At 49.8% G+C, this 19,683-nt stretch carries 16 protein-coding genes; 9 read left to right on the top strand and 7 right to left on the bottom strand.

The window, feature by feature from the left end:
* Positions 1-9 precede the first annotated feature (9 nt).
* Positions 10-489: a 2-C-methyl-D-erythritol 2,4-cyclodiphosphate synthase gene (gene ispF / locus BM030_RS01355; RefSeq protein ID WP_090970290.1), complete on the bottom strand. Its 480-nt coding sequence runs from the start codon at positions 487-489 to the stop codon at positions 10-12.
* A 170-nt stretch (positions 490-659) separates the two neighbouring features.
* Between ispF and BM030_RS01350 the strand changes: the two genes are divergently transcribed.
* The gene (locus tag BM030_RS01350) at positions 660-2,228 is read left to right on the top strand and encodes an SUMF1/EgtB/PvdO family nonheme iron enzyme (protein ID WP_090970288.1); all 1,569 of its coding nucleotides are present in this window, start codon (positions 660-662) and stop codon (positions 2,226-2,228) included.
* Positions 2,229-2,328: 100 nt separating this feature from the next.
* On the opposite strand, the gene BM030_RS01345 is transcribed toward BM030_RS01350, so the two are convergent.
* Together BM030_RS01345 and BM030_RS01340 are read right to left on the bottom strand one after the other, a co-directional pair.
* Positions 2,329-3,807 carry a DUF4270 family protein gene (locus BM030_RS01345; RefSeq protein ID WP_170845595.1) on the bottom strand — a complete coding sequence of 493 codons (1,479 nt, stop codon included), beginning with the start codon at positions 3,805-3,807 and terminating at the stop codon, positions 2,329-2,331.
* Positions 3,808-3,830: 23 nt separating this feature from the next.
* On the bottom strand, positions 3,831-4,664 hold the full coding sequence (locus BM030_RS01340) for a glycogen/starch synthase (RefSeq protein ID WP_090970959.1): 834 nt from the start codon (positions 4,662-4,664) through the stop codon (positions 3,831-3,833).
* Between the two features lie 124 nt (positions 4,665-4,788).
* Here BM030_RS01340 and panC point away from each other — a divergent pair, with 124 nt between their 5' ends.
* From panC to BM030_RS01320, 3 genes are all read left to right on the top strand, one after another.
* A complete protein-coding gene (gene panC, locus BM030_RS01335; protein WP_244518598.1) occupies positions 4,789-5,652 on the top strand; it encodes a pantoate--beta-alanine ligase in 864 nt (287 codons plus the stop codon).
* 129 nt (positions 5,653-5,781) lie between these two features.
* Positions 5,782-6,132, top strand: a complete 351-nt coding sequence (panD, locus tag BM030_RS01330; RefSeq protein WP_090970282.1) for an aspartate 1-decarboxylase — start codon at positions 5,782-5,784, stop codon at positions 6,130-6,132.
* A 691-nt stretch (positions 6,133-6,823) separates the two neighbouring features.
* Positions 6,824-9,130 carry a TonB-dependent receptor gene (locus BM030_RS01320; RefSeq protein ID WP_090970278.1) on the top strand — a complete coding sequence of 769 codons (2,307 nt, stop codon included), beginning with the start codon at positions 6,824-6,826 and terminating at the stop codon, positions 9,128-9,130.
* Positions 9,131-9,424: 294 nt separating this feature from the next.
* On the opposite strand, the gene BM030_RS01315 is transcribed toward BM030_RS01320, so the two are convergent.
* Complete coding sequence (locus BM030_RS01315; RefSeq protein ID WP_090970277.1) at positions 9,425-9,703, bottom strand: Rdx family protein; 279 nt, start codon at positions 9,701-9,703, stop codon at positions 9,425-9,427.
* A gap of 421 nt (positions 9,704-10,124) precedes the next feature.
* Between BM030_RS01315 and BM030_RS01310 the strand changes: the two genes are divergently transcribed.
* Together BM030_RS01310 and BM030_RS01305 are read left to right on the top strand one after the other, a co-directional pair.
* On the top strand, positions 10,125-10,748 hold the full coding sequence (locus BM030_RS01310) for an FKBP-type peptidyl-prolyl cis-trans isomerase (RefSeq protein WP_090970274.1): 624 nt from the start codon (positions 10,125-10,127) through the stop codon (positions 10,746-10,748).
* Between the two features lie 24 nt (positions 10,749-10,772).
* Positions 10,773-11,690 (top strand): FKBP-type peptidyl-prolyl cis-trans isomerase, encoded by a 918-nt coding sequence (locus BM030_RS01305; protein ID WP_090970272.1) that lies wholly within the window; start codon positions 10,773-10,775, stop codon positions 11,688-11,690.
* Positions 11,691-11,705: 15 nt separating this feature from the next.
* Here the strand turns inward: BM030_RS01305 and gldB are convergent, their stop codons facing one another.
* Complete coding sequence (gene gldB, locus BM030_RS01300) at positions 11,706-12,740, bottom strand: gliding motility lipoprotein GldB (RefSeq protein ID WP_090970957.1); 1,035 nt, start codon at positions 12,738-12,740, stop codon at positions 11,706-11,708.
* A 74-nt stretch (positions 12,741-12,814) separates the two neighbouring features.
* On the opposite strand from gldB, the gene BM030_RS01295 reads away from it, so the two are divergent.
* The 3 genes from BM030_RS01295 (at position 12,815) to BM030_RS01285 (ending at position 15,813) form a co-directional block, all read left to right on the top strand.
* Positions 12,815-13,486 (top strand): outer membrane beta-barrel protein, encoded by a 672-nt coding sequence (locus BM030_RS01295; protein ID WP_090970270.1) that lies wholly within the window; start codon positions 12,815-12,817, stop codon positions 13,484-13,486.
* Positions 13,487-13,513: 27 nt separating this feature from the next.
* Positions 13,514-15,157: an NAD+ synthase gene (locus BM030_RS01290; protein WP_090970268.1), complete on the top strand. Its 1,644-nt coding sequence runs from the start codon at positions 13,514-13,516 to the stop codon at positions 15,155-15,157.
* Positions 15,158-15,231: 74 nt separating this feature from the next.
* Positions 15,232-15,813 (top strand): DUF4136 domain-containing protein, encoded by a 582-nt coding sequence (locus BM030_RS01285; RefSeq protein ID WP_090970266.1) that lies wholly within the window; start codon positions 15,232-15,234, stop codon positions 15,811-15,813.
* A gap of 16 nt (positions 15,814-15,829) precedes the next feature.
* On the opposite strand, the gene BM030_RS01280 is transcribed toward BM030_RS01285, so the two are convergent.
* Positions 15,830-16,861 (bottom strand): GntR family transcriptional regulator, encoded by a 1,032-nt coding sequence (locus BM030_RS01280; RefSeq protein ID WP_090970263.1) that lies wholly within the window; start codon positions 16,859-16,861, stop codon positions 15,830-15,832.
* A 63-nt stretch (positions 16,862-16,924) separates the two neighbouring features.
* Positions 16,925-19,663, bottom strand: a complete 2,739-nt coding sequence (locus BM030_RS01275; protein ID WP_244518597.1) for a glycosyl hydrolase — start codon at positions 19,661-19,663, stop codon at positions 16,925-16,927.
* Positions 19,664-19,683 lie beyond the last annotated feature (20 nt).

The raw sequence follows: 19,683 nt of genomic DNA, 5'->3' as shown, positions 1-19,683 counted from the left end.
CTGTGCTTTTTATTTCCGGGCGATAAGGCATACAGCGTAAGCAACTACGCCTTCTTGCCGCCCTATAAATCCCATGGTTTCATTCGTGGTTGCTTTAATGGAAACGTCCTGCTCGGTAATACCCGCCGCGGAGGCAATATGTTGTTTCATTCGGGGGATATACGGTTTAATCTTGGGGGCTTCCAAGCACAACATGGCATCAATATTTCCGACGGCCCACCCCTGCTCATCCAACAGGCCGGCGCAATGTTCAAGCAAAACCAAACTGCTTACCCCCCTCCACCGTTCATCCGTGTTCGGAAAATGGTAGCCGATATCTTCCAGGTTAGCAGCCCCCAGCAACGCATCGCATATCGCATGGGTCAGCACGTCCGCATCAGAATGCCCAAAGGCACCAGCATGATGCGCCACTTGCACACCACCCAACACAAAGGGATGACCCTCCTTGAGCTGATGTACATCAAATCCAAATCCAACTTTTATATTCATTTTTTCTTTTTTTTTCGGGGATCGGTGACCGGGGATCGGTGACCGGGATCAGTGATCACCAACCACCAACCACCGCCAAACATAGTGAAATGTAAATTTAGTTGCGATTAACTTCGATAATTTATTTAATTTTGATTTTTGGAAAGAAATGTGTTTCTGATATACGCCGAATGAAAACAACAAATCCCTATTTAGTCCATTTCCTCTTATTGGCCATCTGCAGTACACTACTCGGTTCCTGCAAAAACCAGAGCGGTGTTTCGTCCAAAACCGGTGTGGCATACAATGACCCCCATAACGGCGGGCTTCAAATCAACCGTAAGGTTAAAGAAGGTCCGGGGCCGGGCTTGGTTGTCATCGAGGGCGGTACCTTTGTAATGGGCGGCAGCCTCAATGAAGATATCACGTATGCACATGATAATCTCAAACGGCGGGTCACGGTAGCCTCCTTCTACATGGATGAAACGGAAGTATCCAATGCCGACTGGCTGGAATACCTTCACTGGATACGCCAGAACTTCCCTGATGACGATGAATTCTATTATAGAGCACTTCCTGATACGTTGGTATGGCGTCAACCCTTATCCTACAATGAGCCCTATGTAGATCTATATCTTCGTCACCCGGCTTATCAGGATTACCCTGTTGTAGGGGTTACCTGGGAACAAGCCAATGATTACTGCATATGGCGCACCGATCGGGTAAACGAGCACATTCTCCGTCAAAAAGGAGCCTTGGTTAGTTACAAGGATTTATCTGCTGCCCAAACACGCCCAAACGAACCCTTCAATACTGACATTTACCTCAATGGCCAATATCAAGGGGAAGGCATCGATGGTGAAAAAATGCCTAAAGATAACCGGCCGGGTGCCGAAGATGGCGCGAGACGGACGGTAAGGATGGAAGATGGTGTGCTCAAGCAACCATACCGGTTACCCACCGAAGCGGAATGGGAATACGCGGCTTTGGGATTGGTGGGCAACGCCGAATATGGCAACATCGAAACATATAAAGTTTACCCGTGGAACGGGTTGGGTGTACGTTCAGCCAAAAGGCGTACCCAAGGGTTAATCCTGGCAAACTTCAAGCCTACAGGCGGAGACAACATGGGGGTGGCCGGATACCTTAATGATGGCGGGGACATCACTGTACCTGTCACGGCGTTTCTCCCCAACGATTATGGCCTGTACAACATGGCAGGCAATGTCAATGAATGGGTAGCCGATGTTTACCGCCAACTGTCCTTTGAAGATTTTGACGATTTCAATCCCTTCCGGGGGAATGTTTACGTCGACAAACAATATGAGGATCCGGAGAAGGGAATACTTGCCAAAGACAAATACGGACGACCCATCAAAGTGCCGGCAAAAGCCCCAAGGAAACAAACTTGGGAAGAGTTGCAGGCGATGACTAATACGCCTTCAGACTCGGCCGCAAACACGTTTGACCATGATGCAAGAGGATATGCCGACGAGGTGAATGCCGAACTTTATGGGGTCACCACATTGGTTAACGATAAATCCAGAGTATATAAAGGCGGTTCATGGAACGACCGAGCCTATTGGCTTAACCCAGCCACAAGGCGGTTTATGCAGCAGGACCAATCCAACGCCATGACCGGTTTCCGGTGCGCCATGACATTGGTAGGTTCACCGGTGGTCAATACCAAAGCCAAACCAAGTTTTCCCGTAAACCGTACACAGGGGCAGCAACGCAGTAAGTTTCTGGGTATTTTCTAAGCGCTAAGCGGCACTGAGCTGCTCCGAACTGCTGATTGGGCTTTAACATAAAAGAGCGGTGGAAATCCACCGCTCTTTTATGTTAAAGCCTTAATAAAAATCAGTTAGGCTGTTGGGTATAATAGATGTTCAGTTTCATTCTCAATTCACCGGTACCACCCGGATTATTGATAACCGCTCGGCTCCCCACATTCAATACTGGATAATAGGGCACTTGACTATCTGAAACGGCTGCCGGGGCGATGAAAAATTCTGCACTGTTAATCTTCCCAAGAAGCAGATCCTGAATATAGGAAGTTAGATGGAAAATGTAACGCCTTCGTCCATCGTTTAACCCTTGTAGGTTTCCGCCGAAGGCCCGCCAATTGCCATACCGGTACCAAAGGCTTCGTCCGTCGCCGCCGAATCCTCCACCACTGGTACGGGAATCGCCATCCGGTATGGGTTGCCGCTGTCCCGCAATATCTTCCCGGTATAATGTCAGACGCGGGGCCTGATGGTCAAAAACACCGGCTGAAGCCTCGTCATCCACGTAAAGCACCAGCTCTGCTTTGTTAACGGCGATATTACGTCCTTTGAGGGAATCAATATAGGGAATGCGCAACCGGGTGCGCAATCCTCCTGGCGCCTGGGCATAAACCTGAGCGTAATTACCCGCAGGATTTCCCAACTGTTCCAGCACATTCGCGGTGTACGTACGCGCAATGCTGGATGTGATGCGCCTGAATATTGTTCCCGAATAGCCGTCCGCCACGGTTGTCGGCAAGAATGTTCGGACGGTATCAATGTCAGCATCTTCCCCTTCCTCTCCGTTTGGTTGCCTATACGTCAGTTCAATACCCGCCACATCCTGTGCTCCCCTCAGGGTGACCAAACCGCCAACGCCGGTCATGGCACTTTCATCGACGCTAAGATAGAGTCCTTTTACATGATCATTGAAACCAGCTTCTGTTGAAAGCAGGGCGGAATCGACGGATTCACTCAACAGCTCCTTGAAAAACGCCGGAGACAGCGACAAGCGCAATTGCGGAACCGCTTTCACCAACGAATCCTTGCCGTCGATATGCCTCATAATGCTTACACTGTCGGTCAACTTATATGCAAATCGGCCGACCGTCTTTGATCCGATTATTTCGTCTTTAACAGCCCATTCTTTAGTAGCGAAGTTTCCGTCTGTATAGGCTTCGTCTAACTGCCGTACCTGTAACGCAAAGGTGGGACTGAGGGTATCACCGAAGTATTCCGTTCCATAAGGTAAGACAAGTATCACCGAATCGATCGTCGCATCGGATCGGATGCGGGGCACCGTGCTCGGTCTGCCTATGGCCAACGCGATATCCGCCTTTGTTGTTCCGATGACCGGGTCATTGATCCAGCCAAAAACCGTTTCTGCAAAAGATGATGACCGGGCACTGTCGTCCCGCAACGTAACCGCATGTACGGTGAGTGTATCCGTCAATATACCCTCTATCTTATCCGCTGGGTTAACCTCCAACCCAATGCCAGACGGATTTTGGCAAGCTCCTAAAACAAAAAGACTTATCAACAACGTCAATAAGTCTTTGGGATAACGCTTCATTATTAAAGAAATTAACTTCAAAATCATGCTTCCACTGCCGACTCAAGCTCTATGCTCGAAAATTGTTCGTAAAGGTTGCAATAATTTTCGAATTCTTCGTGGTTCTCTACCTCAAAAGCAGGAATATCGCTCTTTTTAACAATATTTAACAGTTCTTCCCCCACGTCGTCACCGGTCAGTACCACAGCATCTGAATACGCCAATGCCCCTTGATATAGGCCGGCGTAATCACCTGAGCCGTACAGCGCCACATCTTCGGGTGTCATATTGCCTGTAAGCGCTATTTCCGCAAAATTCTCACCAAGGGAAAAATCATTGCCATCCTCTTTATATAAAGAATAAACAACTTTGGCATCTTTAAATGTCGGGTCGTCCTTGTACGCGGTTTTCACGTAAGCCGGTATCAATGCACTCATCCATCCATGGCAATGCACTACATCGGGCGCCCAACCCAGCTTTTTCACCGTTTCCAGTGCTCCTTTACAGAAAAACACCGTGCGCTCGTTGTTGTCTTCGAAAAATTTACCACACTCATCACAGAACACATGCTTCCGTTGGAAATATTCCTCATTGTCCAGAAAGTACACCTGCATACGGGCAGCCGGAATAGAGGCGACCTTAATGATCAGCGGGTTGTCGTTGTTGTCCACGACGATATTCATCCCCGAAAGCCGGATTACCTCATGCAGTCGATTACGGCGCTCGTTGATATTACCAAACCGCGGCATAAGAATACGGATTTCATATCCTTTTTCTTGCATGGCTTGAGGCAGTTGGCGGGTGATTTCGGAAATTTTACTTAGTTCGAGGAAAGGCGACATCTCGTGGGTAACAAACAAAATCTTCGTTTTTGCCATCTCCAAATTATTTTTGTTTTTTGTATTAGAAAAGTAAAATCGATTTGCAAAGATAATCATTTTTTATCAATATACCAATCAGTTATCTCAACAGCCTATTAGGTAAACCAAAAATTCACCATTTTTGCAAACAAAAAATTCCTGTACATTGGAAATCGTCAAGACCAAAGAATCGCTGCGTAAAAGCATACAGCAATACCGCCAAAGGCGTGTAAAAATAGCATTCGTGCCTACTATGGGCGCCCTGCATGACGGCCATATTGCATTGATTGCATATGCCCGGCAATTGGCCGACGTGGTTGTATGCAGTATTTTCGTTAACCCCACACAATTCAACGACCCCAAAGACTTAGCGAAATATCCCCGGCCCATCGAACACGATATTGCCAAATTACAGGCAGCGGCTTGTGATGTGCTTTTCCAGCCTGAAGTGGACGAAATGTATGGACCTAATGAACAATGGCATTTGGATTTAGGGCATTTGGATCAGGTGCTCGAAGGGATGCACCGCCCGGGGCATTTCCAGGGCGTTACCCAGGTTGTAAAGAAATTATTTGACGCCGTACAGCCCGATATTGCGTGTTTTGGCCAGAAAGACTTCCAGCAATATAAAGTCATAGCATATATGGTCGAGCGGTTGAAGCTCCCTGTTACGCTGGAGTTGTGCCCAACCGTCCGCGAACCCGATGGGTTAGCCATGAGTTCCCGAAACGTGCGGCTGACTCCCCAAGGGCGCGGACACGCACTCGCCATTTACCGAACCCTGCTCCAAACGAAAGCTGATTTCGGAAAAAAGAACCTTCATTCGCTTAGAGACGAAGCCATAGCGAAACTAAAAGACAGCGCCGGTCTGCGACTGGAATATTTTGCGATCTATGACCGGGAAACCTTCACTGAGGCGACCGGCGAAACTGCCGGACGACCATCAATTGCGCTGGCGGCTGCATGGGTGGACGGCGTAAGACTGATAGACAACATATTTTTGTAACGATTGCATGTCCAGCCACTTTTGCTCAATCAACAATGGAATGTCATGTGATTTTCAGGAATTCATCGTGCTGATGTAAGGAAACATAGCAAAATACGGAGATACATATTATTTCCGTATCTTTGCCGTATGGTTATCGAGGTAATGAAATCCAAGATCCATCGGGCGCGCGTTACACAAGCCGAATTGAACTATGTGGGCAGCATCACGATTGATGAGGATTTGATGGACGCGGCAAATATTATTGCCAATGAGAAAGTGCAGATCGTGAATAACAACAATGGCGCACGGTTCGAGACCTATGTGATTAAAGGCGAACGCGGTTCCGGAATGATCTGCCTCAACGGGGCGGCTGCGCGGCTTGTTCAAGTGGGAGATATCATCATCATCATCTCATATGCCTTGATGGATTTCGAAAAGGCCAGAACATATGAACCCATTCTGGTATTTCCTGATGAAAACAACCGATTGATTTCATAAAAGAGGAGGTACCACCATCAGGCTGGGCTTCTAAAATATTCCTATCGGAATAAATTCTTTTTTAAAAGTGTTAGACTAATCAAACTTCTATGCTATCTTTGCCTGTCGTGAGAAAGCACAGGCATATCCGTTCTGCACTTGCCCTATTTCAAGCAGCTCTATTCTGCTTGATTATAGGCAGTGGTACCGTCTTCATGCATAAGCACAAGACCGCTGACGGACGCATTGTCATCCACACTCACCCTTATAACCTCAAAAAAAACCAAAATAGCAATCAACATCACCAGTCGCAGAGCCAGATCCACCTGTTAGACGTCATCTTCCAAGGGTCATATCTGCAGCCTGCCTTATTTCAGGTTGATTTCTCGCTTATTTTAAGCTTTGAAATTCCCTTTACGATAAGACAGGTGCCGTTTTTAATGGTTAACTGTGGCCACCACCTTTTCCTCCGCGGCCCTCCCACCCAACTGAGCTGATACCGGAACTCCGAGGTATCAGTCCGCTATTGTACAGCCCCTGACACGGCACTCCGTGGCGCAGCAGCGCTATACCCAACAACCGTTAGGTGCAACATCGTCGTTGTGGACACCGGCGTGGTTACGATTGGCCTCCCCCTTTCCGGGGGCCGATGATTACGTTAATCAGCAAAGGTTCCGCCTGAACATTGAAAAATTTTAAAAGAAATACACAGATGAAACAATATACAACACATCTTTATGTGTTTACATGCATTTGCTTAACTTTCGTTAACCTGATTTCCGCTTATCCGCTCGCCGCCCAAGAGGTATCGGCGGTTCTTCATGGATCGGTAACTTCCGGCGGCGAAACGGTTCCCGCAGCCACCGTTTCGATTGCCAATACCAACCTGGCGACCAAATCAGACCAAAGCGGGAATTTTAAACTCAACATACCTTCAGGACGCATTACCGTCCACGTATATGCCTTGGGGTATGCTCCATATAGCCAAATTGTTAATGTGTCTGCTAATGAATCTATACGGCTTTCTGTTATCCTTGAACAGACCGTGGTATCATTGGACGAAGTTGTCCTCGACCGCCAGACCGGTTTAACCAAGCGTACGCCTTACGCGATATCGGGGGTCGAAATGCAAAGCCTCTCGAAAAGCGGCAATCCGGGAGGTATCGCCGGTGCACTGCGTGAAATACCGGGTGTAAGCGGTGCGGGAATGGGGCCCGGCATTGTCAAACCTTTTATCCGGGGATTGGGGTTCTCCCGCGTGGTTACCATTTACCAGGGCAATAAGCTGGAAAACCATCAGTGGGGCCAAGATCATGGATTGGGTCTGAACAATCTGGGCGTGAGTAATGTCGATGTCATCAAAGGCCCGGCCTCTATCCTCTACGGCTCGGGTGCGCTCGGCGGCGTATTGTTGGTGAAAGACGATGAACGCTACCTCAATGCAGAAACGGTGACCGGCTCACTGGGAACCGCTTTCAATAGCAACTCAAACGGCATCCGCACATTCGGATCCCTCGGTAACCGTTTCCAAAGCGGGGTGTTCATCAACGTGGATGCCGCTTATGAGAACCACGCCGACTACAAGGCCGGCGAAGGGCTGCTTATCGGCAACAGCCGGTTCAATAACCACACGGTGCGTGTCCATACAGGATTAGATCGTGAACGTTTCAAGAACAAACTTTCGCTTACCTATCACAACCAAGACCTCGGCATTATTTCTGATGACGAACTGGAAGACGGACACTCATTGGTCACCACACGCAACGACCGAAGCATCCAGCTGCCCTACCAGCAGATAAGGGATTATGTTGTCTCTTACAACCAGGAAACCACGCATGACAAATTCGAAACTTACTTGCACGTGTCGCACCATTACAATGACCGTAATGAGGTGGAGGAGTCATTCGACGAAATCGACCTCGGACTTAAACAGCACAACACGTTCTATTCCGGAAGGATAACATTGCATCCGAACCAGGATTTTTCCCATACGTTCGGCCTGCAAGGCGGCTTCATTGCCACGGCGAACAAGCCGGTCGCCGAGGAGATCCTTATTCCTGACGCCCGTACGACTGACTTCGGCATCTATTACCTGAGCAGTTTAGACTGGAAGGGCTTCTATTTTCAAGGGGGAGCCCGGTTCGACTACCGCAAGGTCAACGCAGACGCCAGCGCCCCACACCTCGTAGACTATGGTTTTACCTTACCGGGAGACCCCCAAAGCCGGAGGCTGAACGTCGATTTTTCGGGGTTCTCAGGTTCATTGGGAGCCAGCTATACCTTGGCATCGCAACACCAATTCAAGGTTAATATTTCTACCGGATTCCGGGCACCTGACCTCGCCGAGCTGTTTTCCAATGGCCCCCATCCGGGGACCAACCGGTTTGAAACCGGGAATGTCGACTTCAAGCGGGAGCAAAGTGTACAGGCCGACCTCAGTTATTCTTTTGGCACACCCGTGTTCAATATCGGTGCTTCAGTGTATCACAATACCGTTTCAAATTACATTTATTTCGTGGCAACGGGCACCGTCCGCCCCGAAGATGGACTGGAAATCTGGGCGTTCCGGCAAGATAATGCCGTGCTTTACGGTACAGAGTGGGAGGCGTCGTACCGGCCGCTACGCGACAAACAACTGGAGTTGACGGCGAAAGGTGCGCTGGTACGGGGCAAGCTTACTTCAACGGCGGAAGATCTGACTTTTATTCCAGCTGACAATTATACGCTGCAACTCGCCCATGAACCGCGCTATATGCCCGGTGGGCGAGCCTTCGTATCGCTCCAGCATACTGCTGCCCAGGAACGGATCGGCTTTAATGAGCTGCGGACACCGGGCTACACGTTGCTCAATGCGGGGGTTCAGCAGGAATTTCCCTTGACGCGCGGAACGCTTACGACATCCGTTCATATCAACAACGCCCTTGACGTGCGGTACGTAGACCACCTGTCCATCCTTCGGGCATTTTCCATACCCAATCCGGGGCGGAATTTCAACCTCGCCGTGGGGTACCGCTTTTGATAGTAGTGATGGACCGCTGATAGTAGTGATGGACCGCCGTCTGTTATTAAACGGGTGGCGGTCCTTCCAGTAGTGCAGTAAGTTGCCCACATAACGTGCCGTAAAGCACCATACCGGTAATTTCCGGCAACCGCAATCTTCGGCCGGGGAACCACCCGCACCTCTGCGATACCGATGCTCGCCAAAAAACCGATGGCCGCAGGCGTCAGCCTGTTCAAGGTTGACTTGAACCGGATCCAAGGGAAACACTCGCGGCTGGATTATCGCTTTGGCCTCATCCGATGCTATCATTCCTTACCGCTTATCCGTATGCCCCAAATCTTTACCGGGAGCGATCCGATCGCGAACCAACCGTTTCAATGCCGATATTTCAGGGAAACCATCAACTTTCCTGTCTACCGCCAGCTCCCCATCGATATAAATACAGAATTTACCTCCGGTCTCCGATGGCCGCAATATCACGCCTTCCAGTTCTTCCGTAAATGTAGAAAGCAACTCTGACGCCATATAGCTTGCACGTAGCAGCCAACCGCATTTGGGGCAATATTCTATGGTAATAACCGGCTTTTTCATTGTTTAAGTTCTCCTTTGCTGACAATACAATTCCCGAAAATACATATTTTTTCTACGTATTGACAAACCGTCTTTCCATAACGGTTTCACCGAATGTCTCTGTCCTCGCCGTGTATACAGGGCAAAAAGGCGTTTCGCGCCCAACTCCGATCGCAGTCGTCTGAACGGTTCACGGTTAGCGCCACGCAGCTTCTGCCACCAGCTCCCCACACCGAAAAAGCTTAAATCGTGAAGGAATTTATACCTACGTGTAGCAATACGCTCGAAAAAACGTTTATCTTTATTACACAGTATTAACAGCAAAAACAAACATTGTTCGCACACTGCTTGTTAAATAGCTGCTTGTTAAATAGTGTTAAGGAGCTAATTAATTGATTTATTTAAATAACTTTGCATTTTGCGGGTTGAAACAACTAAAGAGATGAAAAAATTAAACACACTGGTTTTGGGATTCGCCGTAGCGATGGGGTTGTCTTCTTGTATTAAAGATGGCGATCAGTTTGACCCAGCGGCGCAGTTTGAACTGGAGCGGCCTATCGTTAGAGCCTATGCTGAAGCGAATTTGGGTAATCCGCGATTCCATGAGGAAACGGGAATATGGTATGAAGTGGTAGCCCCCGGTGACGGAGCTTATCAGTATAAATTGGTATCGAACCCAAACAACCCTAGCAACAGAGTGATAGAAGCCCCTGATATTACCGTAATCTATACGGGAACACTCGTTGAAACCGACGTTGTAGTCGAATCAAACGATGATGACGGGGGCGATAAAAAATCGCTGGGTAATGTGCCAGCGGCCTGGCAATTTGCCTTCCTCCCCGAAGAGATACTTTATGACGAAGACGGCGAGTTGTTGGATGAACCTATTAAATTTGCAAATTCCGGAGGCCTGACGGAGGAGGGATTAACAGCTGGTTCTGTCATCCGGATTGTTTCTCCTTCTTTTTATATTTACGGAAACCAAAGTGTTGGAAGTGTTCCGGCCAATTCGCCCATGTACTATGAAATCGAAGTGGTCGCTATCGAAGCTCCCGATGCTGATTAATCAGTTTTTTACGTTACTCAACAAATGACCAAAACAACATCTGGTATCTTAACTACCGCTATCGCTGCAACCGCATTCATCATCGGTTGCAGCGATAAGGAATATTACTCCTTTGAGGAGCTGGACAACAAAAATATCCGCGAATATATCGAGAAAAACAACCTAACCGGACAGGTGCACCAATACAAGGAAACTGATTTGTTTTATCAGGTATTGGACGCGGGTACCGGTAATCCCATAGACTATAGGAAGCGGTATCCGGTAGTATATACCGTTAAAAGCCTGGACGGCTCGTACAACGCTGCCGATACACTGACCAGCAGCAACCGTTACGCTGATTTTTTTGGCTATTTCCCATTTGGTTCATCTTATGCCGGCACGCCTACGGTGGAACGCACGGGCGATTTCAAGGAAGTAATCCGCGAAGTATTGCAACATACCAATGGCAAGATTCGTATCATTGTACCTTCCCGGCTTATGTATGGGCGTAACGGCGTTCCTTCGCAGGGCATCCCACCCAACGCATCACTGGATTACGTAGTGACTGTATATGACAACTTTGAAGATTATGAAGACGGTGTTATCCAGCGAATGATTACGGATGCCGGTTTGAATATTGAAGACTTCACCAAACAGGAAGACAATATCTATTACCGTATCATCGAACAGGGGGAAGGCGATGCCATTACTGCCGACTCCACGGTTACAGTTAACTACACGCTTAAAAACCCTGTCGGAAACGTCATTGATTCGGGTACCGATTCCAGATTTAGCCTCGCGGGCGGCGTCATTTCCGCCTGGCCGAAAATTGTCCCCTTGGTAAACAAAGGCGGGAAAATCAGATTTTTTACCCCGAGCACGCATGCATACGGATTATCCGGCTCATCGTCAATGCCTCCGTTCACGTCTCTTGATTTCGAAGTGGAAGTGAAAGACGAGTAAAACGCGTTGTCCGTTTTATTTCCCCCGGTAGCGCGAGCCGTCCAGCACGGTCTGGGCATCGGCAATCGTCAACAACTGCTGTAATGTGGTTTCCGGATGCCGATCCATGTATTTGTTGACGATATTCCATCCAATAAAAACGCCGAGTTTAGGTGCGGATTCATTCCGCTCACCCAGTTCCGGCGTGAAAGGGGCTTCGCCCAGGTATTTCTGTATTCGATTGTAGTCTGCCTCATACAATAGCTTTTCCTGAAGAAACCATGCCCATATGTCGCGCTCGAAGCGATTGGCCCACTCCCACTGTTGACTGGTGTAACCGATTTTCAGGCTGTCTGCCATGTCGGGCATCACCCTATCCATTATATGCAGTACTTTCCCGTGGTATATCATGTGCTGCAGCAGGCTCACATCCAGCTCGTCCTGCGGATACAGTTCTTCCCGGATAAATCCCTCCACTACCCTGGGCACAATATTTTCCGGCGTGAATCTGCGGGAGATGTAATGGGGAATGCTCTCCCGCAATGCCGGATAAAATCCAGCATCCGCGCCCAAAAACATGTCCAAGCCGATGCCTATATAATCCTGCCCAATCGGGGTCTGAACAGCGAAACCCGAGAAAAACGCGATAAACCGGGGAACATCAATATCGGGAAAATAATATTTCAGGTGCCTGAACGCATCCGTAAGACCAGCTTCCTGTACCGCCAAGTCCGGGAAAGTCGCGTAAACACTTGACTTCAATGCCTTATAGTCGTCGGTAGCAATAACTTCCTTCAATACCGCAGCAAGCTGTACGCTGTCGCCAGGACTCCCAGCCTCCAGCATATGTTTCATGTAATCCACATAGAAAAAACCGTAATGACGGAGCCATTCCCGGTTCTTTTGAATGATGTTATCCGGTTGCAGGCTATCCAGCGCCTTATCGAAACGCTCGATACTGACCTCCAAACCGATATGGCTTACATCCACACGTTGTTCACTCCTGCAGGAAATCAAGGTGACTATAAAAAAAAAGAGATAACTTTGCGAACTACGGGTTTTGAGTTTCATTGTTGATTCATTAGCCGCAACGAAGTTACGGATTTTGACGGTTTGGTAGAATTTACATCGACAGGTATACATATATGCAAAAACGAGCGACTTTTCTCCCCTTTTTTACCCTGCTGCTCCTAACCTTGCCCACGTTACGGGTTGCTGCGCAGGACTACTACAGTTCCGTCTATCAATACAAACCCATATCACTGGGCATCACGCTTGCCCCTAACATGGGGTGGATGCGGTATGGCGATAGCGAAGGGTATGAAAGCACCCCCAAGTTCGGTTACGCCTACGGCTTGCTGGCCGATTTTGCATTTACGGAAAATTACTATTTTTCAACGGGATTAATAATCAATACCCTGAACAGTGCGGCTAAGTACCCCGATCCGCTATCCAGTGCGACGAACACGTATATCAACGCGGATTACCGCATTCAATATGCTGAGATTCCCGTAACGCTCAAGCTGAAAAGTACGATGCGGTATTTCCGGAGCTATTATGGGCAGTTCGGTTTTTCGGGCGGCCTTAAGCTTAACGCCAAGGAAAAATTGCCTGCGGCAGCTTCGCGCAGCTCAATGGGCAGCAATGCCGACCTTTTCCGTCTGGCCCTGCAAATCGGAGGAGGTGTGGAATGGCAGCTCGACCATAACCTGGTCATGATGACCGGACTGACATTCAACAATGGTTTTACGCGGACGCTTAGACAAGGCGAGCCCCGCAACTCGTATGTGGCTTTCAACTTCGGAATCTTTTTCTGACCTTTGGTTCTACGATAAACACGCTACATGATCATTGCCTTAGCACAGCTCAACTACCATATCGGTAATTTTGAATACAACACTTCAGCCATCACCGGAGCCATACAGCAAGCTAAAGATCGTGGCGCCGACATGGTGGTTTTCGCGGAATTGGCTATCGGCGGCTATCCGGCAAAAGATCTGTTGCGATCCGATGCCTTCCTAAATCAATGCGAGACATCCATCGCCGAAATCGCAGCCCATTGCCACGGCATCGCCTGTATCATCGGGGCACCCGTCCGCAATACCACCGGCCAAGGGAAACCGCTGTTCAATGCGGCATTGTTCATCGCGGAGGGTACCGTGCAGCGGATAGTGCACAAGGGTTTGCTGCCGGATTATGACGTGTTCGATGAATACCGGTACTTCCAGCCGGCCGACACTTTCGGATGCGTCCGTTACCGGGGGCATACCGTAGCGCTCACCATTTGTGAGGACCTTTGGAACATCGCTTCTCCGAAACTGTACCGCAGGAACCCGATGGATGCATTACGCGAAGAAAATCCGGATGTCATTATCAACATCGCCGCGTCTCCATTTTCGTATAACCACTTGCGTGAACGCATGGAAGTGCTGGTTACGCATGCCCGGCAAACCCAAACCCCGCTCCTGTACCTCAACCACGTAGGCGCGCATACCGATATCATATTCGATGGACGCTCCATCGTGCTCGACGCGTCCGGCGGATGCGTAGACATGATGGCCTCCTTTGCGGAAGACTTAAAATATTACGAACTGGGGGGTGGCACTGTCACGCCGCTACATGAGACATACACGGTGCAGCCTCCACTGGACACACCGCTCATCCATCAGGCATTGCTGCTGGGCATCCGCGATTACTTCAGCAAATCGGGCTTCAAAAAAGCCGTTGTAGGATTATCCGGAGGCATAGACTCCGCGGTGGTGGCAGCGCTCGCCTGTGAGGCATTGGGCGCGGAGAATGTAATGGCTGTGCTCATGCCATCGGCTTATTCCAGCGACCACTCCATCACAGACGCGCTGGAACTGGTCCGGAATACCGGATGCCGCCATGAAATCGTCCCCATCCAATCCATCGCCGATGCCTTCAACATCAGCCTTGCACCAGCCTTCCAAGGGCTGCCGCCCGATGTTACGGAAGAGAATATCCAAGCCCGCGTCCGGGGAACGCTGCTTATGGCGTTCGCCAACAAACGGGGTTACATCTTGCTCAATACCTCTAACAAAAGCGAAGCAGCGGTAGGTTATGGCACCTTATATGGCGACATGGCTGGCGCACTGGGCGTCATCGGTGATATCTATAAAACACAGGTCTATAAACTGGCCGGATACCTTAATCGCGACAAACCTGTTATCCCTCAACATACCATCATCAAACCACCGTCAGCAGAGCTGCGGCCCGGACAGCAAGACAGCGACTCCCTACCGGAATATGAACTGTTGGATGCCGTGCTTTTCCAGTATATCGAAAATGAAAAAAGCGCCGCACAAATCGTGTCGCTCGGATTCGACGAATCCCTGGTAAAGCGGGTTTTGGATATGGTCAATAAAGCGGAATTCAAGCGCTTCCAGGCCCCGCCGATACTGCGTGTGAGCAGCAAAGCCTTCGGAACGGGTAGAAGCATGCCGCTGGTGGCACGGTATCCGTATTAGCTCCATGAACGGATTAAACCTTGGCCGTTCGGGTCCGTCTAATGGATAAACTGACTATAGGAGGGCATCGAACCATGAGAAGGTTATTATTATATGTTATTCCGCTTGCGGTAGCACTGGCGTCTTGTTCGGCATACCGGTACCATACCACTAAGATACAAAGTGCGGATTTCTCTCAATACCGCACCTATGGGTGGCTGCCGCCCGTAGACTCATTGTCTAAATCGTATTTCGATAACGATATTGCGGAGGCCAATATCCTCGAAACAGCAAACCGCGAATTGGAAGCCCGTGGATTAACTTATACCAAGAACCAGCCGGATTTGCTCTTCCGGTACATCGCTATTGTGAACAACAAGAAGCGACCCATATACGGCGGAATGGGCCCTTGGGGTATGTGGGGTTATCATCCCTGGATGTGGGGTCCTGGTTGGGGATGGGGTTGGGGATGGGGATGGAACCGTCCGGTAGGAGAAGAACGCTATCGCGCCAGCCACATTATCATCGAAGCGAAAGACCGCCGCTCCAACAAGGTCATCTGGCAAGCGCGCGGCTCAGGGGAAGCAAGAGATCCGGAACGGGCCATCAACAAACTGCCTGAAGTGGTGTCGGGCATTATGGATCAGTTCCCGTTGGCTCCGGCAGCCAAGCGCTGACCACCGGCTGCTCTTACTAAACCGAAGGCCGGAGCGTCAGGTAAAAAGGCAGTTTTTCATGCCGCTTAGCATTATCGAGAATAAGCTGGGCCGCTAATGCACCCATGCGCTGAAAATCTGTCGATATTGTGGTGATACCATTCAGAATAAATTTTTTCAGGGGAGTTTCATTATAGGAAATAATTCCTACTTGGCTCCCTATGCTCAATTTGAGTGAGATCACCCTGTCCAGCAGTTTTACCAGATCGTCTTCCATCAGATTGATATAGGCTTCTCCTTCAGCTATCGGTTCCTCCATAACGTCACCAACCAGTAAATGGTTGAACGCATACTGTTGGCAAAAACGGTAAAACCCTTTGATGATACCCTTGGGGAAATAACTCTTGTCAGGAAAAACAAGCTTCAACGTGTGGTATTTGCTTAACTGCTCCCTGGCGCCTTCCAACGCCTCATAGATGTCCCGTTCAAAATCTTCATAAACAGCTGCATATTCGCCATCAATACCCGGCACCAGTTTATCAAGCAGCACCAACTTATCTTTTGGAATAGTATTAATCAGCTCAGCAGCTTTATCCTGGCCTTCAATAAAGTGAGGAATGATGACATAATGTGTATATTCCTGCTTGAGGTTCTGGAATAGCTTCTTGAACAATGACAAATCATTATTATATATATAAAAATCAACGGCTACATCGCTCCCGATCGCTTCCACGAACGAATCATACACAATCTTCTTATGGGCACTCAATTTATTGAAAAACAATACTATCTGCAATTTCTGTTTGAAATCGGCATTGGTAATGTAGTACCCTTTACCCGGCACAGAACCTAACACCCCTAATTGCTTGAGGTGCTTATACCCCTTTTCGGCCGTATCACGCGATATCTCCAGCACATAGCTAAGCTCGTTGATAGACGGCATCATATCCCCTTTCTGTATTTTTCCCGCTTCAATGGCGCCAATTACCGCATTTGCCAATTGCAGGTATTTCGGTGTAGCGGAATACTCATTGATATGGATGTACTCAAACATGGATACAGGTTTCATACGTCATCCCCTTTTGCATTTTAGCGGATTAAGATAAGGGGTTTAACTGATATTTACGTCAATTTATTCGCTTTTATAGCGAATTATCCTGGCGGGCCCTGCCAAACCCGAAGGCTGAATAAGCCAGTCCGCCGCGTCAAACGGTTTATAGTCAATGTTTACGAAATTTATCTCGTGGTAACGCCGCCACTCCATCCCCTTCCTGTCCATATCCCGGATGCGGTTGGCCATGAGATTAGCCACTTCAATGCGGACGGAATTTTCCCCCGGTTTCAGCAGGTGTCCTATCCGGAGGCGATATGGCAGACTCCAGACCAGACCGGCTTCCTGTTCATTGATATAGACGCGCGCGCTCTCATGCACTTTCTCCAACTCAAGCACGTATAGCGCAGGATCCGCCGTTTTATCTACGGTGACGGTGGTGCTGTAAGATGCCATTCCACTGAACGTCTGGTACACTTCATCCGGATTGCGGGTCCACAGTTGTAAGGTATCCATCCGCAATGACTTAGGTAATTCTGGACCGCCATTTTCAAATTCGAGCTGCCAGGGGTTGGCTAACGGAATCTCGTCAAGCTTCTGCCCGAGATAATCCCAATCAGGCACCGCTCCTCCGGTTTCCGCACCAACTTTCACAATGACGGCTTCGCCGGGCCGCAGTTGTATACGGACACCATAATGCCCGTTCATCGCCACACAGGGAGTCTTACCGAAAGCACCGCTCTGCGGGTCCAGCATTAAGGCCATGCCGTTGCCGGCGGCCAACAACGGGATATACGCATCCACGGCATTGGATTGGTGATTGACCACATAGTAATACGTGCCGTCCGCTGCGTTGCGGCGGATGAAGCCAAGCCCATGAGCGGCCAGTGGTTCCCCGTGGATGTCCTGGGTTTGTAACGCGCTTACCACATCCGGCGATATCACGGCACCGCTGCCGGGCAGGGCCGCCACCGTCTTTTTGAACGTTGTGTGACGCTTGGTATAATTTCCAAGCCCCGGAATGTCTTCCGGCACGGCTTGCAGCACAATGGTTGCTCCCTGCCGGGCAAGGTTGATGAGTTTACGCAACGTTTCTTCCGGCATCCGTCGCGTCACCGGTACCACCAGGGCTTTATACGGCGTGCCGTCTGGTGATGTACGAATACGCCCGTTGCTCACCGTGGCCGCGGCCAGCAGGTTATCGGAAATGAAATCAACAGCATAGCCGTGCCTGTGCAACAGCTGCAGATTTTCGTAAAACGGCGTTGGTTGGAGCCAGCGGTCAATATGGTGCACGGTGAATGTCATCATCCGGCCATCGGCATCATCCCAATTGTCATAAACCGGCCAGTACATCAGCAATTCATTATCGGATTTGCCCGACTGCAAAACGGATTGTACACGAGTAATGTAGCCGTTAAGGCCATCCAGATGGGGCCACCAACTGTTATTCGGCACAAAATTGACTGATGCGTAAAACAGCCAACCGGGCCATCCTGCCTCCTCCGGCGAGTAGGTGACTCCGTGGTAAAAAACATGGTTTATCCCTGCGAGAAAGCACTGTTCCACTTCGGGCTTGCATTGCGCCAGAGAAGTCTTAAAATGCTCGGTCAGCCACGTGAACGTTTCGGATGAAGCGAGCCGCTTGCCGGTAACATTTGCCGCCGAAGAGGCAAATTTCATCATCACCGGATCGGGATCTACATTGCGTACATCGGCGCTATCTCGGCGCAGGCCGGGGATTGGGAAAAAGCTTGACCCGAATGTTTCCGCTTCCGGAATGTCTACTGCCGCATACAGGTCCAGCAGGTTTCCCGGAGATCCATGTGCCTGGTTTTTTGTTGCGCTCCCATAACGGTGCGCCCATTGTGTCCAAGGCACCGTAAATTGCTCAAGCAGCAGCTCCGCCATGGTTTCCCGGTAATCGGACTTCACGCGGCTGGTGTTGGCCGTGGTATCGCCCGAAAACAGTTCCCGCACCTGCAACCGAAGGTCATACCCCCGCCTTTTTTTAAACTCCGTAAAGAAATCTGCTGACCAATCGGCACCATACACTTCATAACTATCGTTGTAAAAGGCCCGGATACCTTGGGGTTTCCGATGAAAGGCACTGTCAAAGCGAGACAGGTAACGGTTCAGTGCATCTCGCGAAAAATGGTTAAGCGTATATCCCTCGCCCCCCGGAGCGGCGCGTTTCACACGCTGGAAGGTTTTGCCTTCGAATACGGCATATAGCGTCCACCGCCCGTTGGTGGGCTGCCACTTCAAGGTGCCGTCAGCGGCTACCCGATTGGTAATCACCTTTGCATGGCCTCGTTCGTCATAAGCGGTGAGCGACAGTAAGGGGGCCGACAGTTGCTTGGGGTCTTCGGGCACAATCTTCTTCGTAAAGGGCATGCCGGCCTGCACCTCGAATGTCCGGTACACCACGCGTGTTGCCGCATCTTCCAGCCGCACTTGGGGGCCGCCAAAAGGCCACCCCGTACCTACAGTCAGGTCGATGCCCAATCCGAGGCTGTCTCCCCGCTTCACCGCATGGCGCAACATGGCCATCCAATCAGGCGAAAGGTAAGGCAGGTATTGCTGTTCATAGCCCTTTGCACCGTATATCGGCGCAATTTCCAATCCACCGAAACCCACATCCGCGTATTCCCCCATCAGCTGCGTAATGGTCTGCTCATTGATCGCATTCCCCATCCACCACCAGCGTGCCCACGGTTTAGCTTCATTGCCCACCGAAGGCCAGGGATCCGTCTGCCCCCAACCGGCTTGGGCACCCAATATCCCCCACATGCCAACAACCATCAACCACTTCTTCATAACAGGTAATATTTCGGTTT

The sequence above is a fragment of the Parapedobacter composti genome (assembly GCF_900112315.1).
GTDB lineage: Bacteria > Bacteroidota > Bacteroidia > Sphingobacteriales > Sphingobacteriaceae > Parapedobacter > Parapedobacter composti.
The sequence above is the reverse complement of the archived record's forward strand: the minus strand, read 5'-3'. Positions and strand labels throughout refer to the sequence as shown.

Bases quoted from the DNA above. Each gene is read 5' to 3' on its own strand.
- gldB (WP_090970957.1), bottom strand. From the start codon at position 12,740: ATGAAACTCAAAACCCGTAGTTCGCAAAGTTATCTCTTTTTTTTTATA.
- ispF (WP_090970290.1), bottom strand. From the start codon at position 489: ATGAATATAAAAGTTGGATTTGGATTTGATGTACATCAGCTCAAGGAG.
- BM030_RS01305 (WP_090970272.1), top strand. From the start codon at position 10,773: ATGACCAAAACAACATCTGGTATCTTAACTACCGCTATCGCTGCAACC.
- BM030_RS01350 (WP_090970288.1), top strand. From the start codon at position 660: ATGAAAACAACAAATCCCTATTTAGTCCATTTCCTCTTATTGGCCATC.
- BM030_RS01320 (WP_090970278.1), top strand. From the start codon at position 6,824: ATGAAACAATATACAACACATCTTTATGTGTTTACATGCATTTGCTTA.
- BM030_RS01275 (WP_244518597.1), bottom strand. From the start codon at position 19,663: ATGAAGAAGTGGTTGATGGTTGTTGGCATGTGGGGGATATTGGGTGCC.
- BM030_RS01310 (WP_090970274.1), top strand. From the start codon at position 10,125: ATGAAAAAATTAAACACACTGGTTTTGGGATTCGCCGTAGCGATGGGG.
- BM030_RS01340 (WP_090970959.1), bottom strand. From the start codon at position 4,664: ATGGCAAAAACGAAGATTTTGTTTGTTACCCACGAGATGTCGCCTTTC.
- BM030_RS01290 (WP_090970268.1), top strand. From the start codon at position 13,514: ATGATCATTGCCTTAGCACAGCTCAACTACCATATCGGTAATTTTGAA.
- BM030_RS01280 (WP_090970263.1), bottom strand. From the start codon at position 16,861: ATGAAACCTGTATCCATGTTTGAGTACATCCATATCAATGAGTATTCC.
- panD (WP_090970282.1), top strand. From the start codon at position 5,782: ATGGTTATCGAGGTAATGAAATCCAAGATCCATCGGGCGCGCGTTACA.
- BM030_RS01295 (WP_090970270.1), top strand. From the start codon at position 12,815: ATGCAAAAACGAGCGACTTTTCTCCCCTTTTTTACCCTGCTGCTCCTA.
- BM030_RS01345 (WP_170845595.1), bottom strand. From the start codon at position 3,807: ATGAAGCGTTATCCCAAAGACTTATTGACGTTGTTGATAAGTCTTTTT.
- BM030_RS01315 (WP_090970277.1), bottom strand. From the start codon at position 9,703: ATGAAAAAGCCGGTTATTACCATAGAATATTGCCCCAAATGCGGTTGG.
- BM030_RS01285 (WP_090970266.1), top strand. From the start codon at position 15,232: ATGAGAAGGTTATTATTATATGTTATTCCGCTTGCGGTAGCACTGGCG.